Here is a 14,557-nt window from a genome sequence, read left to right on the forward strand (position 1 = left end):
CGTGACTCGGAGCTGGACTTTTGTTCTGCTTGCATACGGGTTGAAGTTCAGACCACCATTTCCACAACCAGGAATAGATTGAGAGCTACGACCAGCCCGGAGATGGTCCAGCCCAGGACGGAGGTCAGCCGACGGTTTACCAGGCCACCCATAATGGCACGGTTGCTGGTGAAGATAATTAACGGGATTAAGGCAAACGCAATCCCGAAGGAAAGCACCACTTGGCTTGCTACCAGTGCACGGGTCGGATTGACCCCATAAGCGATAATGGCCAGCGGCGGAATAATCGTAATGGCCCGGCGCAGGTAGAGGTTGATTCTTTTGTTAATGAAGCCCTGCATCACCACATCGCCTGCCATCGTACCGACAGAAGAGCTGGACAACCCGGCAATCAGCAGCCCAAGCCCGAAGGAGATAGCCGTTACCGGACCTGCCAGCTGGCCGAATTGCTGAAAGGCTACATCCAGATCCTCGACCACCAGCCCGTTCTTGAAGAAGAGCGCTGCCGAGACAACCACCATCGCCATATTTACAGCTCCGGCAATGACCATGGCTATCATAATATCGATAAATTCCAGCTTAAATATCTGCTTCTTCTCAGCTTCGTTAATGCCTACGACACGTTTCTGTGTCAGTGAGGAATGCAGGTAGATCGCATGTGGCATAACGGTTGCGCCCAATATGCCTGCGGCCAGCAAAATACTGTCTATGCCCTCAAATTGAGGGGTTACCATTCCTGCAGCAACGGCGCCCCACTCCGGCTGGGCTACAATGACCTGGAAAGCAAAAGCCAGCACCACAATCAAGACCATAGCAGCGATACCTGCTTCAAGCGAACGGTACCCGCGGCGCTGCAGCTCCAGAATGGCGAATGACCCTACTGCCGTAATCAATGCCGCCGGCAGCATCGGAATGCCGAAGATCAGATACAGCCCCAGCGCGGCGCCGATAAACTCTGCCAGATCGGTAGCAATAATCACCAGCTCACTCTGAATCCAGAGGAAGATCGACACCCCTTTTGGAAACCGCTCATGCGCCACTTCGGGAAGATTCTTGCCGGTGGCAATGCCGAGTTTGGCGGACAAGGACTGGATCAGCACAGCCATTAGGTTGGACGCCGCAATGACCCATAGCAGCATATATCCGTATTTGGAGCCTGCTGTAATATTGGTAGCGAAATTGCCTGGATCGATATAGGCCACGGCAGCAATAAATGCCGGCCCCAGAAAGGGCAGCAATCTGCGAAATCCTTTGATATCTCCATTCAGTACAGCCTGAGCCGAGACTGAATTCTTATGTTCTGCTGCAGCTTGTTCCAGCATGATAACCCCTCCTCTTGCCTGACAATTGTTGTCTTAACACATGAATGTTTCCCGTGTGCAACTTTATATTTAGATTATAATATGATTAATGAAAATTGTAAATATGCTTTCAATGGTATTTTCAAGACTGCAGCATTAGAACTACCAGTACCAGCAGCAACAGCTGAATTACAATCAGGAAATAAAAGATCATCCGGATCATCCGCACCGCGGAACGGAAATGTCCTTGGTTGATATCCTCCCGCTTCCGCATATAGTCACGCGTGGCCAATGCGACCAGTACGCCCCCGAGCAGAACCGCAAACACCGCTACAACTGCTGCGATGATCAGGCCCACTTCGCTGTAAATCACCGATCTGAACACAATGCTTGCAGACAGGAAGCCAAGCCCTACCAGGGCAATGGCTGTGCGTATCCACGCCAGGTAGGTTCTCTCATTCGCCAGATGCTGCTGTACCAGCTTCGATTCATCGATCTGCGTCATCATCCCCTCCATCGTATGCGCCTCATCTCTATCCATTCTGCAGTGCCTCCAGCAGCTCCAGCGCCTCTTCATGCTCCGGCTCCAGGGCCAGAGCCTTGCGCGTATACTCCACTGCCGCTTCCTCTGCTCCAAGCTCATAGCTGCAAATTGCCAAAGTGTAGAACACCGTCGAGACGGTTTCGGATGGGCTGCTGCTCAGTGAACGCTCCAGAAACAGCCGCGCTTCGCTGAATACGTTCATCTCGAACAGCAGCAGGCCGCAGTCCAGCGCCAGATCATAACCGCCTTCCAGCGTATAGTTCCCAGCCCACATCTGCTGAATCCCACCCTCTATGTCCAGCAATTCTTCATCCGAGGCCTCCTCCAGCAGGCCGGAGATCCGCTCGGCACTCTGAATGAAGAATTCGGCATCATAGCCGCCCAGTCGCCAGAAGGCCAGGATATGTCTCAGCTCCATCTCTTCCAGCTGCGGGTCGACCCATTCCTTCAGGCTGAAGAAATCATCCGGTCCGAAGCGCTCCACGAACCGCCGGTAAGCAAGCCTAGTATTGGCATACCGCTGTGGCTCCGGCAGCATCAGAATACAGCCTACGTTCAAGTCTTTATAGTGATGAGCCGTGAACAGGGATACCGCCCCCTGTGTCCCGAAGAAGTAAGCCAGCGCATGATAATTGGCCGTCAGCGAGAAGCTGCCGTGGTGGATCAGCTCCGGCGGCGCTGCAAACTTCCAGTTGTCGAGCCGATGATCTCCCTTATCCGCCGTTAGCAATACAAACCCGGCTGCGGACAGGCGGCTAAGCCGCTGCAGACAAGCCAGACCTACTTCAGGAAAGAGAATATGCGAATCCTCCAACTGCTCCCGATAATGGGCGATCACTTCATGATAGGCATAGGATGGCTGCTCATATCCGGCAGCACGGCGGTAATGATACTGCGGTGTGATCTCTTTCAGCAGCTCCAGCCGGTCCCCACCTTCGTCAGCCTCGGGGAATTGCAGCGCAACCTCGCAATCAAAGATTTTGCCTTCATCCACATAGATCAGTTCTTGCGGAATGCTATCAAAAAAATAATTGGCGATCAGCAGCAAGGGCTGTGCCAGATCACCCGGCTTGATCGTGATCCCGCTTTCGGTCAGCCGCAGTTCCTCATCCTCCACCGCATCAAAACGGGCAAAATCAAGGATTCCCTGCTCTACAAATTTCTTCAGTCCCGGCTGCTGCTGCCAGCCGGCGATATTCAGCCAAGGCAAGTCGCTTAATACATATCTGAAGGGAGGCAGCGGAAGGCCCGCATAATCCCTGATCTCGCATAGCTTGCTCAGCACATGGAACGCCAGACGCCCGGTTCCCGCCCCCAGCTCCAGAATAGTGACCGGCTCCGACACATGGCCCGCCGCTGCCCGGTCCTGCAGCAATCCAAAGATCATCTCGGCATACGCCGTAGCGATCATAGGATTGCTGGTAATATATTGCGGAACCTGGTCGTTATCCCAGGCCTTCATTCCCTGCTGCTCGAAATAAGCCCGCTGCAGCTCCCAAATCGGCGCTTCACTGAAGCGATAGTACGTCAGTCCTTCGATTGTCATAATTTCCAGCCCTGCTCTCTTTGATTTCAAACGTTATCCATTATACTGCCCTGCTGCAATAAGCATCTATGATCAGTTATTCGATGTCAACCCGTTTACCCGCCGCTACAATTCTTCATAAAACACATTCGTCCGCATATAATCTGTTGGAGTATTTTATTCACAACTAACCTTCGGGAGGAGTGGAAACCATAGATTCTTCAGCAAAGAATAACTCTGCTGCGTTTAAGGTGCCTCAGCCGATCCGCAGTGACGGAGCCGGTGGAGTCGATAAAGGCCCGCGTGATGTGATGCGCGACCTGGAGAACCCGGATATGTTCGTTCCCCCGGTAACGGATAACGGGCTTGTGCCGAACCTCAAGTTCTCTTTCTCGGATGCCCATATGCAGCTCAATTACGGGGGATGGTCCAGGGAAGTTACTGAACGGGAGCTGCCGATAGCCACCACCCTTGCTGCGGTGAACATGAGCCTGACCCCCGGCGGCGTTCGCGAGCTGCATTGGCACCAGCAGGCAGAATGGTCCTATATGCTGCTGGGCCACGCCCGAATTACCGCCGTGGACCAGAATGGCCGCAATTTCATTGCCGATATAGGCCCCGGCGATCTGTGGTATTTCCCGCCAGGCATCCCACACTCGATTCAGGGTCTGGAAGATGGCTGCGAGTTCCTGCTTGTGTTTGATGACGGCAGCTTCTCCGACCTGAATACCTTATCCATCTCCGACTGGTTTGCCCACACGCCGAAGGAAGTATTGTCTGCCAATTTCGGCGTACCACAGGAAGCCTTCAATGCCATTCCGGCGGATCAGGTGTACATTTACCAGGATCAGGTGCCGGGCACACTGCAGAGTCAGCAGGTTCATTCTCCTTATGGAGAGATTCCGCTCAGCTTCAAGCATGAGCTGCTGGCCCAGCCGCCGCTGAAGACGCCGGGCGGGAGCGTGCGGATCGTCGATTCCTCCAACTTCCCGATCTCCAAGACCATTGCTGCCGCACTGGTCGAGATTGAGCCGGGCGGTATGCGGGAGCTGCATTGGCATCCGAACAACGATGAATGGCAGTATTACCTGACCGGAGAAGGCCGCATGACCGTATTTGCCGGCAACGGCGCCGCCCGCACCTTCAACTACAGAGCCGGCGATGTCGGTTATGTTCCGTTTGCCTTCGGCCACTACATCCAGAACACCGGCAAGGATTCCTTGTGGTTCCTGGAAATGTTCAAAAGCGACCGCTTCGAGGATGTCTCCCTGACCCAGTGGATGGCGCTTACGCCTTCCCAGCTGGTGGCCAGCAATCTGAAGGTTGGCCCGGAGGTGCTTGACGCGCTGCGCACAGTCAAATGGCCGGTCGTCAGATTCTCCGGATATGAGTATCCGGGGAAGTGACGCCCAGAACAGAACGTCCCGCCGCAGGTCGCCTTCCGGGCCTGCGGCGGGACGTTGTTTGTCTGATAATACAGCTACTGTAATTGAAGTAACTTATGCCGGTGTAGTGGGATAGCTATCGAGCGACTCTAGTGTGTGCACCCAGCGGGTATGGATCGTTTTCGAGCGATTATAGAACGTGAACTTAAGAATGTTACATACGGAGTTGCCAGGAAGCCCTAAGCATCAGGCTTTCTGACAACCCCACTACTCCATTCTTAAGCTCATCTTATATAGCAGCTAATTTCTCCACTCCCGCTTGGACGTATATCTTACTAAGCTCGTATTCCTGCAAATATACAGGTTTTCGCCGGATTCGAAGCTATTGGCTTCAACTACCTGCAAATGTGCAGTTTTTTAGCGCTAATCTTACTCTGCAATGGCTTTGCCGCATAAATACCTGCACATTTGCAGGTTTAGCCCTCCTGAGCCGCCAATTCAGGCAAAAAACCTGCACATTTGCAGGTTTGCTATAATACTAAGGCCCTATGTCGCTGTGCGGCACCACAGAGGAAGGAAATATTGCGTTATTTCAACGCAGCCGAGCAGAATGTAGAGGTTCCATGCGCCGTTAGCCAACGCAAAAAGCCCCGCTGCAGGGAAGCCTCCAGGCAGCGGGGCACCATAATTCACTTTACAAACTACATCATAATTTACTTCACACACCACTTCACATTTTACTTCAAAACCTGATTACAGGCCACAGCGCTGCAGCGTAAACGCCAGCTGATATACACGATTGGCATACAGCGTATATTCTGGCAACGTCAGCGCCCCCCAGCTGTCATTGCCGCCAACTCCCATTTGCGCCGCGTTGATGCGCACAGAGGTGTGGGCGGATTCAGGCAGCAGATGCGGATGAGTATACTCCTCCAGCTCAAAAGGCGTGTACGGCAGCACGTTCAGCTCCACCAATGGCAGGCCTGCAATCCGCAGCCCGCTTCCCTGGGCATCCACAATATCGGCAGACCGGACTTCCGTCTTGTTTCCGCATTCCTGCGGGCGCAGGTAAGGCACCATTTGATCCCGCACCAGGCCTTCATAGCGCCCGATCGCAGCGCCGCCCTTACGGTCCCAGTAGCTCTCGAACGGGCCTCTGCCATACCAGCTCAGCCGGTCAAGCTCCGGCGCCAGCTCCAGACGCACGCCGATCTCAGGCAGCTCCGGCAGACCTTCTCCCGGGGCAAAAGCCATCCGGGACTCCATCTCCCCATTCCGGCGGATCTCATACACGAGTGTACACTGGCTGCCCGGTGCGGCCGGGAAAGCGAACTCCGCCGTTACCCGCACGGCCTCATCCCCAACCTGTTCCGCGCTGAAATCCAGCAGCTGCCGTTCCAGGCTTGCTGCCCGCCAAGCCGCAGCGCGCTCCGGCAGGTGATTGCCGCGGTCATTATCCGTGGTCGCCCGCCAGAAGTTCGGTACCACCGGCGCTTGCAGCAGCTCCCGGCCTGCACTGCTGTAGGATTCCAGCAAGCCGGTAACTGTGCTGAAGCCTGCGGAGAATCCGGCTCCGCTGATCGTAAGCGTTGCGGCACTTCTCTCCAGAGTCAGCGGCGCCGCTGTTTCCGGTTCATCTGCCTCAGCATCCCCGCCAGCAACCGGCAGCAGCAATACAAACTGCTCGAACGCGACCTCGCTGCTCAGCTCCTTCTCCCAGGCAGCCGCATTCAGCTTGGCCAGCCGGAGCGTCAGAATCCACTCTTCCCCTGCTTTACGCGCTGCCGGATAGATACCCGAAATATCAATGACTGACGTCTCTCCAGGTTCACCTGCTATCGGCAGGCGGCCCACACCGGCACTTTCCCCGCTGCACAGCAGTTCCCATTCGATTTCGAATTCATCCAGATTGGTGAACAGATAGTTGTTCTGGATATTGAACTTTCCGCCGAAGACATCCTCCGTAGTGATGGTTACACTCTCATAGCATTTCTTGACCTCATACAGCTTGGGCGAAATCGTCCGGTCAGCAAAAATCAGCCCGTTCCCACAGAAGTTGCCGTCATGCACATCCTCCCCAAAGTCACCGCCGTAGGCCATGATCGTCTGCCCGTCCTCGGTTTGTCTGCGGATCGCCTGGTCTACCCAATCCCAGATAAAACCGCCTTGCAGGATCGGATATTTATGAAACAACTGCCAATACTCCTTCAGTCCACCGCAGGAATTGCCCATGGCATGGCTGTATTCGCAGAGAATAAACGGCTTCTTCGGCGCATTGCGGGCATATTCCTCCACCTTGTGCGGCGGCGTATACATATGGCTCTCGATATCAGACGACGCGTCCGAGGCCCGCCAGTGAAAGGCCCCTTCATAATGAACAACTCTGGACGGGTCCTGCTCACGGAAGAATTCATGCATTTGGATAAAGTTGTCCCCACCGAATGACTCATTCCCCAGTGACCAGATTACGATCGACGGGTGATTCTTGTCGCGCTGGAACATCGAGTTGGCGCGGTCCAGCACATTGGCCGTCCACTCCGGCTTGCTGCCCGGAATCGCATCGCCCAGTTCCTGCTGGCCATAGGTCCAGCTGCCGTGCGTCTCCAGATTGGTCTCATCGATCACGTAGAGGCCGTATTCATTGCAGAGATCATACCATTTGGGATGGTTCGGGTAATGCGATGTCCGCACGGCGTTGATATTATGGCTCTTCATCAGCTGCACATCACGCAGCATGTCGCTGGTGTGCTCATAGGACAAGGCCCGGCCGGAGTCACAGGAGAACTCATGACGGTTCACGCCTTGGAAAAGAATCCGTTTGCCGTTGATCTGCATCAGCCCATCCTTGATCTCAAACTTGCGGAATCCGATCCGGCAGCCCGTACGCTGAATCACCTTGCCCGCTTCATCCAGCAGTGTAATCACAAGTGTGTACAGGTTGGGCTGCTCCGCGCTCCATTTCAGCGGACTGCGCACATCCACCGCTTCCTCCAGCGTAAGCTCATCCGCCGCTCCAAGGGCTGCCTTCAGGGTAAGCGGCTCTCCCAGCACCGGCTGGCGCAGCTGATCATACAGCTGTGCCTGCACCGTCAGCTGCCCGGCATCCTTGCCATCGGTCTCATTGACCAGCTTGGTGCGTAGTCTTAGCTTGGCATGCTCGTAATTATCATCCAGATCCGTGTTGACGAAATAATCGTACAGTCTTACCTCGGGTGAAGTATAGAGATAGACATCGCGGATAATTCCGCTCATCCGCCAGAAATCCTGATCCTCCAGCCAACTGCCGTCGCACCAGCGGTAGACCTCCACCGCCAGCTTGTTCTCCCCCTCCTGCAGATAAGGAGTGATATCGAAATCAGCAGGTGTATAGGTATCCTCGCTGTAGCCAACCAGCTCTCCATTCACCCATACGTAGAACGCCGATTCAACCCCCTGGAAGCTGAGGAATACCGGCTGTCCTGCCCACGCTTCGGGAATGCTGAAGCTGCGCACATAAGAGCCCACCGGATTATACCCGGTCGGAGCAAAAGGTGCCTTCAGCTCCGGCTCAGCCTTGATCCACGGATAATTCACATTCGTATATTGCGGATAATCATAGCCTTCCAGCTGCCAGTGCGAGGGCACAGGCATATCCGCCCAGTTGCTTATATCAAAGTCCGGGCGGTAGAAATCACGGATACGTTCCTCCGCGTTGCGTGCCCAGGCAAATTTCCAGATGCTATTGAGGGACAGGTATGATGATGACGCTGTCAAATCACCGTCCAGCACTTGCTCCAGTGAATCATAGGGCAGGGTAACAGCATGGGCCGCCATGCGGTTAATCTGAAACAGCTCCGGGTTATTGTTCCATTCCGGATATCCATTACTCGGCGCCGAGTAGACAAGTTTCGTTGGTTTCATGAGGGATTCCTCCTATTGATATAATGATATTCTTAGTATAGACTGATCAAAAGTCAAATGAAATCAGATATTATTACAGCCAATATCAATATTTGAAGGTGAGTGGGTCCATATCGATATTTCCTTGTTCCCCATGGTTACCGAGAATGAAGCCCGGCTGCCCATCTATGTAACCAGCATCGGACACTGGGATCATCAGGACACGATGCGGCGGCCGGACGGCTTCCCCTTCCTCCAGTGGTTCTATGTCGTCTCTGGTGAAGGCGAGCTTACCGTAGGTGAACGCACCTCCACAGTTAAAGCAGGCCAGTGCTTTAGCCTCTACCCAGGCGTGCCCCATTCCTACCGTGCGCTTGCCGAGCCGTGGGAGCTGTATTGGCTGTCGATCGGAGGCACCCATTCTCAGCTGCTGTTTCAGTGGTCAGGACTGTTCAGCAGCAGCGTATATAATGTAACCGATGCCGGACGCATGCAGGAAGCGCTTGAAGGCATCATTGCGACGGCCCAGAGCGGCGATCCCCGTACCGGGACGGAATGCTCGAAGCTGGCGTACAGTTTTTTTCTCGATCTGGTCACAACTGTGTCTGCTCCGCTGGCCGCCGCCGAACCGCTGTACCGCAGGATTCAGCCCGTGATCCGGCATATCCAGGAGCATATTCACCGTACATTAACGCTCCAGGAGCTAGCGGAGTGCATCAGCGTGAGCGAACAGCATCTCTGTAATTTGTTCCAAAAAACGATGAATATGCGTCCGATTGCCTATGTCAACCGCGAACGGATCAACCGCAGCAAGCAGCTGATGTACCACTCCCCGCTGCGGAAGATCGAAGATATCGCCTCGGATGTAGGCTTCAGCAGCTCCAGCTACTTCATCACCAACTTCAAACGCCAGGAGGGCATGACCCCTGAACAATTCATGCGCCTGCACGGGCTTAGAGGCTGAGGCAGGAACAGCATAGGGAATCGCCCACAATCCAGAACAATCCAGGATCAGGTGAAACCTGGCTTTCATATATACTTAAAAAAGCCACCCCGCAGCCCTGAGAAGTGGCATGGGATAGCTTTTTTTAGGTTAAAGCAGTGTCTGTCCAACTCATCAATTACTTAATCATTATCACCATCGTAATCATCGTCATCGTCGTCATGATCCGCATCCACGTATACTACCTTGCCAGTAAAAGCATCCACGCCCACTTCCGTAGAAGTTCTGCCGTCCTGCAGTTCAACCTCATACAGCAGTTCCCCGTCGTCACGGTCCAGATTCACCTCGGTCACCGTGCCCGTGGCAGCTTTGGCGGCAGCAGCGGATGCTGCTCCTGCCCCAATCACCTTAGCCCCGCTGTTCTGACCCGCAGTGGTACTGTTGACGGATCTGTTGTCATGATCACGGTCATCATCGTTTCTTACCTTCAGCGTCTTTCCTGTATAAGCATCAATCAGCACATCGACATCGCGGTTGGCCTGCTCAATCTCCACTTCATAACGTTTGCTGCCGGCTCTGCCTTCCAGCTCGATGCTCTCCACAACGCCCTGCGCTTCCTTCAGCGCCAGCTGCTCCGCCTTAGCGAAACCAATCACGGCCTTCTGCTGGCTAGTCTGGTTGTTTGGCGTTCCCGCAGGTGCACCCTGCACCGTACTGATGCCGTACACGCTGCCGCCCGTCACCAGAACCGCAGCTGCTATAGCCCCGCCCCACATTTTTGTTCTCATATTCATGTCTAATCTCCTCCTCATTCATTCTTGCATCTCGTCTTCTATGCTATAAATATAACGAACGATTCTGAGAACCAAGCAAGAGGAAGATTAGAATTTGATGAGAAAGCTCAAAGAAAGGGGGTTACGAGAATTATAGGAAATTTCTATCGTTAATCTTCACAACCTCAGCATCCAACAAAGGTTATAGGGAAAAAAGATCGTTAAAACCTCCGCTAAACAGCTTTTTAGAGCAAATGTGTGAGATTAACGGTCACCATTCCCTATAACATGCAACAATCACGGTGCACGGCAACATTAGTGTTCAAAACTCCCTATAGTTCGTTGTGGCGGGCTTCCGCACATAGCGCAACACCTCTATAAGTTACATCAGAACTCAGCTATCTTACTCACCAGCTAAGCTGCAAACCCGGTTACTACTTAGTAGGCCTCCGTAGGATAAGAGCATCAAAGACTTAGCTCCATGCCCGTCTCAGTAGTCGAATTCACAGATATAGTTGCGAAACGGATTGCTGCATAGGACTCCATAAGATAGGAGCATCCAAGATGTGATTTCTTGAGCACCAGCTTAGTCCAGCCAGCAATTTAAGTGCGAAAACGCACCTAATTCACCGATTTTTTCTGTTTTGGAGCAAATAAGTGCGAATACGCATCTAATCTCGAGTTTTGAGCGTTAAACAAACGTTTTCCTCGAAAATAGTTGCAGATTCGCACCTATTTGCCCATAACATGAGTTTCAGCTGAAATTAGATGCACTTTCGCATCTAATTTCTCTGAAAGCTCTTTGGGGAGCATTCTAAATCCTCGTGAGACCTAATGAGAGCTAAGTAGTAACTAAACCCGGCGCTATTGTACTCATGTATTATCATCGTCGTCCGCTTCCCAGGATACGGACATGATTGCGCCGGAGGTCGCATTCACCTGGACCACAGCCTCCCGGCCGTCGGTGGCATTCACCTCGATCAGATAAAAAGGACCTGAGCGGTCCCGGCCGGTATCGACATCATCGCTCTCCCCCGGGACCTCCCGCAGAGCAAGCCTAACTGCTTCGGCTTCCGTAATGACCCGCCGGGCAGTCGGGTCCGGCGAGGAGGTTGCTGCCGGAGCCGGAGAGGCGGACCGGCCGGGCAAGGCCGAAGCCTGCCCCGGATTCCCGCCGCCCGCAGGCGTGGGCTTCGGTCCGGCGGTTGCGGACGCTGCCGGGGTGCCCTCCGGCCCGCCGGAAGGCGTCGCCCCGGGCGGCCCGGACGCACCGGGCACAGCGGTCCCCGGCTCGGCGGACCCGGCCGGCTGCGCCGGGGAACTCCCGTCCGGCAGCTCCAGCCGGACGATCGACTCCACCTCGCCTGAAGCAGCATCCAGCTGCAGCTCGTAGAGTCCCTGGTCCGTCCTCAGCCGGGCCAGGTAACCGCGCTCCCGCAGGTGCAGGCTCAGCACCTCGCCGGGATACTGCCTGAGCAGCACCTGCGAAGCTTCCGCAGCGCTTAGCTGCTGCGCGGACGCTCCGTCCCGCTGCTTCAGCAGCAGTCCGCTTACCAGCAGCACCAGCAGTACAACAGCAGCCGAAATATACATAGCCTTCTTCTTCATGCTGCCTCACCACTATCTGCCACCGTAATGTCCCTTCCGCTGTTCCTCATAGTGCTCCCCCGCTCTCTGCTGCCGCAATCCTGATCTTCACCGTTGTACCCAGCCCTTCCACGCTGTCCAGCTCCAGCTGTGCGCCGATGGCTTCGGCAATCTCCGCTGCCAGCGACAGGCCGAGTCCGGCACCGCCCTGCTTGCGCCCACGGGCTTCATCGACCCGGTAGAAGCGATCAAAAACCTTCGGCAGCTCCGCCTTCGGAATACCGATGCCCCGGTCCGCGATCGTAATCACGCATTCCGGGCCTGCGCTTGCCAGCGTAAGCGAAATCTCCCCATCACTGTACTTGCGTGCATTGTCCAGAAAGATGAACAGCAGCTGCTTCAGCTTGGCCTCGTCGCTGTAGCCATGTGCCACCCCGCCGGGGCTGACGCTGACGGCGACTTCCCGGCCATACGCATACCGGAAGGCCCGGGCAGAGCCTTCAGCCAGCTCCTCCAGATCAACCGCAGCCAGCGACAGATTCCAGTGGTCCTTGTGCCGGGCGAGCAGCAGCAGCTGCTCGGTCAGCTCCTTCATGCGGATGGCTTCCGAATGGATCGCTTCCACCGATTCCTCGAACAGCTCCGGATGCTCCAGACCCCGCCGCTTCAGCAGGCTGGCATAGCTCTCAATTACCGTCAGCGGAGTTCGAAGCTCGTGCGAAGCATCGGACACGAACTTCTCCTGCTTCAGATAATTGCTCTCCAGCAGAGCGATCATCTCATTGAAGGTCTGGCCCATCTCGACTAGCTCATCGCGGGACTTGTCATCCAGCTCCAGTCTGGTGAATCTGCCGCTTCGTTTGATCCCTTGCATCGTCTGTGTCATCTGCACAATCGGCTTCATAATAATTCCGGCCAGCAGGCGGCTGGACAGCACCAGGGGCAGCAACGCCACAAGCGTAGCCACAGCCAGCACCACCCGCAGCACGTTCAAAGTGCCGACGGTATGCTCCAGGCTTTTGGTCAGCTGGACATTCCTGACGCTGCCGTCTGCCCAGATCACCGGAGTAGACACCGAAGCATAGGTGCGGCCCCCCTCATGAAGAATACTGCTGCGGACATGTACGTCATATACCGCCGGCAAGCGGCTGATCGCCTGCTCCGAAGCCGAGGTAACCGGGGCCGGGCCGCTCCCATCCTCGGACAGCAGCCGGATCATGCCATCCGCCGGAACATAGGCCCGCAGCAGGTCGGCCACATCCGCAGCAGCCGCCGCACTGTGCATACCGGCGGCAATCTGGCTGCCCTCCGCTTCAGCCTGCTCCAGCTGACTGTTCATCGAGAGCCGGCTGAACATGAAGTAAATCGCCAGATTCATCAGCACAAGCAGCACGGCGAACAGCACACTGGAGTACAGATGGATTCGGGTACGCAGCTTCATGGAGCATCCTTCAGGACATACCCGATCCCCCGGACGGTATGAATCAGCTCCGGCTGCTCACCCTGGTTGATCTTTTTGCGGACATAACGGATATAGACATCCACCACATTGGTTTCGCCCACATAATCATAGCCCCAGACCGCCGCCATAATCTGGTCCCGGCTCAGCACCTGGCGCTGATTCCGCAGCAGATAGACCAGCAGATCGAACTCCCGTGGGGTCAGCTCTATGTTCGTGCCACCCCTCACCACCTCGCGGGTGGATTCGTTTAAGCTCAGATTGTCCGCCATCAGCAGCCCCTGCGCCCCGGGCTCCGCTCGCTGCGCAGCTGACGCCGTCGTCAGCCGCAGTGCGCTGCGGATACGGGCCAGCAGTTCTTCGATCTGAAACGGCTTCGTAATATAATCATTGGCTCCCAGATCAAGCCCGGACACCTTGTCCTCTACGGAATCCTTGGCCGTCAGTAGCAGGACAGCGACTCTCGAATCATGCTGGCGCACCCGTCGCAGCAGCTCAATGCCACTGATCCCGGGCAGCATCACGTCCAGCAGCAGCAGATCCACCCCGCCGCCCTGAAACAGCTCCAGCGCTTGCAAACCGTTGCCCGCCTTCAGCACACGGTAGCCCTCGCATTCCAGCTCGATCTGCAGCAGACGGGCGATTTTCTCTTCATCCTCAACAACCAGAATCGTCTCCGGCACATCGGTTCCTCCTTCTGTACAGCAGAAGTTTTAGCCTGGTTAAACTAAGCTTTCAACCATAGTACCATAAAGTACAGGACAGCAAGAACAGCCGCCGGTTCAGGCCACCTGACTACTTCAACTCGCTTGCAAGCCGCGAGAAGCAGCGCTGGTCCACAGGATATAGTCTATGTTTCGATATGCTGCTGCTTCATACTAAGATTGATCGGCCATAACTTTCCTCAACCCAGGGGTCCCCATAGGCTGGAGCATCAAAGACTACGCGGCTGATCGCCATATCAGTCCAATCCACCGAATTAGTTGCGAATCTGGTTACTACTTAGATTCCCTAGCCCTCTTCGCTCGTAACCCTCGCTTCGATTTCAGACGGTTGCGGACTCAGGAGCCTCTATTTGCTGTACATAGGCCGTTTTGCTGGATTAACGGACCCAGGAGCCTCTATACCATAGAACAACCTTGGGTTAGGTCTTGTTTTGAC

The 14,557-nt window shown here is 55.0% G+C and carries 10 protein-coding genes; 2 read left to right on the forward strand and 8 right to left on the reverse strand.

Translation table 11 applies throughout. The features are described 5' to 3' along the window. Positions 1 to 47 precede the first annotated feature (47 nt). The 3 genes from B9T62_RS27705 to B9T62_RS27715 form a co-directional block, all read right to left on the reverse strand. A complete protein-coding gene (locus tag B9T62_RS27705; RefSeq protein WP_087918224.1) occupies positions 48 to 1,322 on the reverse strand; it encodes an Nramp family divalent metal transporter in 1,275 nt (424 codons plus the stop codon). A 121-nt stretch (positions 1,323 to 1,443) separates the two neighbouring features. Further along, on the reverse strand, positions 1,444 to 1,842 hold the full coding sequence (locus tag B9T62_RS27710) for a YidH family protein (protein WP_245864093.1): 399 nt from the start codon (positions 1,840 to 1,842) through the stop codon (positions 1,444 to 1,446). Then, the gene (locus B9T62_RS27715) at positions 1,835 to 3,391 is read right to left on the reverse strand and encodes a hypothetical protein (RefSeq protein WP_087918225.1); all 1,557 of its coding nucleotides are present in this window, start codon (positions 3,389 to 3,391) and stop codon (positions 1,835 to 1,837) included. The genes B9T62_RS27710 and B9T62_RS27715 overlap by 8 nt, the downstream gene beginning before the upstream one ends. A gap of 191 nt (positions 3,392 to 3,582) precedes the next feature. Here B9T62_RS27715 and B9T62_RS27720 point away from each other — a divergent pair, with 191 nt between their 5' ends. Continuing rightward, positions 3,583 to 4,776: an oxalate decarboxylase family bicupin gene (locus B9T62_RS27720; protein ID WP_087920456.1), complete on the forward strand. Its 1,194-nt coding sequence runs from the start codon at positions 3,583 to 3,585 to the stop codon at positions 4,774 to 4,776. A 732-nt stretch (positions 4,777 to 5,508) separates the two neighbouring features. Here the strand turns inward: B9T62_RS27720 and lacZ are convergent. Continuing rightward, positions 5,509 to 8,655: a beta-galactosidase, LacZ type gene (gene lacZ / locus B9T62_RS27725; protein ID WP_087918226.1), complete on the reverse strand. Its 3,147-nt coding sequence runs from the start codon at positions 8,653 to 8,655 to the stop codon at positions 5,509 to 5,511. Positions 8,656 to 8,788: 133 nt separating this feature from the next. Between lacZ and B9T62_RS27730 the strand changes: the two genes are divergently transcribed. Next, complete coding sequence (locus B9T62_RS27730) at positions 8,789 to 9,598, forward strand: AraC family transcriptional regulator (RefSeq protein WP_087918227.1); 810 nt, start codon at positions 8,789 to 8,791, stop codon at positions 9,596 to 9,598. A 161-nt stretch (positions 9,599 to 9,759) separates the two neighbouring features. Here B9T62_RS27730 and B9T62_RS27735 read toward each other — a convergent pair whose 3' ends face one another. From B9T62_RS27735 to B9T62_RS27750, 4 genes are all read right to left on the reverse strand, one after another. Continuing rightward, on the reverse strand, positions 9,760 to 10,371 hold the full coding sequence (locus B9T62_RS27735) for a PepSY domain-containing protein (RefSeq protein WP_087918228.1): 612 nt from the start codon (positions 10,369 to 10,371) through the stop codon (positions 9,760 to 9,762). 852 nt (positions 10,372 to 11,223) lie between these two features. Beyond that, positions 11,224 to 11,958: a PepSY domain-containing protein gene (locus tag B9T62_RS27740; protein ID WP_087918229.1), complete on the reverse strand. Its 735-nt coding sequence runs from the start codon at positions 11,956 to 11,958 to the stop codon at positions 11,224 to 11,226. Between the two features lie 46 nt (positions 11,959 to 12,004). Beyond that, positions 12,005 to 13,378, reverse strand: coding sequence for a sensor histidine kinase (locus B9T62_RS27745; RefSeq protein WP_087918230.1), 1,374 nt, complete (start codon positions 13,376 to 13,378; stop codon positions 12,005 to 12,007). Further along, a complete protein-coding gene (locus tag B9T62_RS27750; protein ID WP_087918231.1) occupies positions 13,375 to 14,079 on the reverse strand; it encodes a response regulator transcription factor in 705 nt (234 codons plus the stop codon). The genes B9T62_RS27745 and B9T62_RS27750 overlap by 4 nt, the downstream gene beginning before the upstream one ends. Positions 14,080 to 14,557: the final 478 nt, after the last annotated feature.

It is taken from the genome of Paenibacillus donghaensis (genome assembly GCF_002192415.1).
Taxonomy (GTDB): domain Bacteria; phylum Bacillota; class Bacilli; order Paenibacillales; family Paenibacillaceae; genus Paenibacillus_AQ; species Paenibacillus_AQ donghaensis.

Bases quoted from the DNA above. Each gene is read 5' to 3' on its own strand.
- lacZ (WP_087918226.1), bottom strand. From the start codon at position 8,655: ATGAAACCAACGAAACTTGTCTACTCGGCGCCGAGTAATGGATATCCG.
- B9T62_RS27740 (WP_087918229.1), bottom strand. From the start codon at position 11,958: ATGAAGAAGAAGGCTATGTATATTTCGGCTGCTGTTGTACTGCTGGTG.
- B9T62_RS27715 (WP_087918225.1), bottom strand. From the start codon at position 3,391: ATGACAATCGAAGGACTGACGTACTATCGCTTCAGTGAAGCGCCGATT.
- B9T62_RS27735 (WP_087918228.1), bottom strand. From the start codon at position 10,371: ATGAATATGAGAACAAAAATGTGGGGCGGGGCTATAGCAGCTGCGGTT.
- B9T62_RS27710 (WP_245864093.1), bottom strand. From the start codon at position 1,842: ATGGATAGAGATGAGGCGCATACGATGGAGGGGATGATGACGCAGATC.
- B9T62_RS27705 (WP_087918224.1), bottom strand. From the start codon at position 1,322: ATGCTGGAACAAGCTGCAGCAGAACATAAGAATTCAGTCTCGGCTCAG.
- B9T62_RS27730 (WP_087918227.1), top strand. From the start codon at position 8,789: ATGGTTACCGAGAATGAAGCCCGGCTGCCCATCTATGTAACCAGCATC.
- B9T62_RS27745 (WP_087918230.1), bottom strand. From the start codon at position 13,378: ATGAAGCTGCGTACCCGAATCCATCTGTACTCCAGTGTGCTGTTCGCC.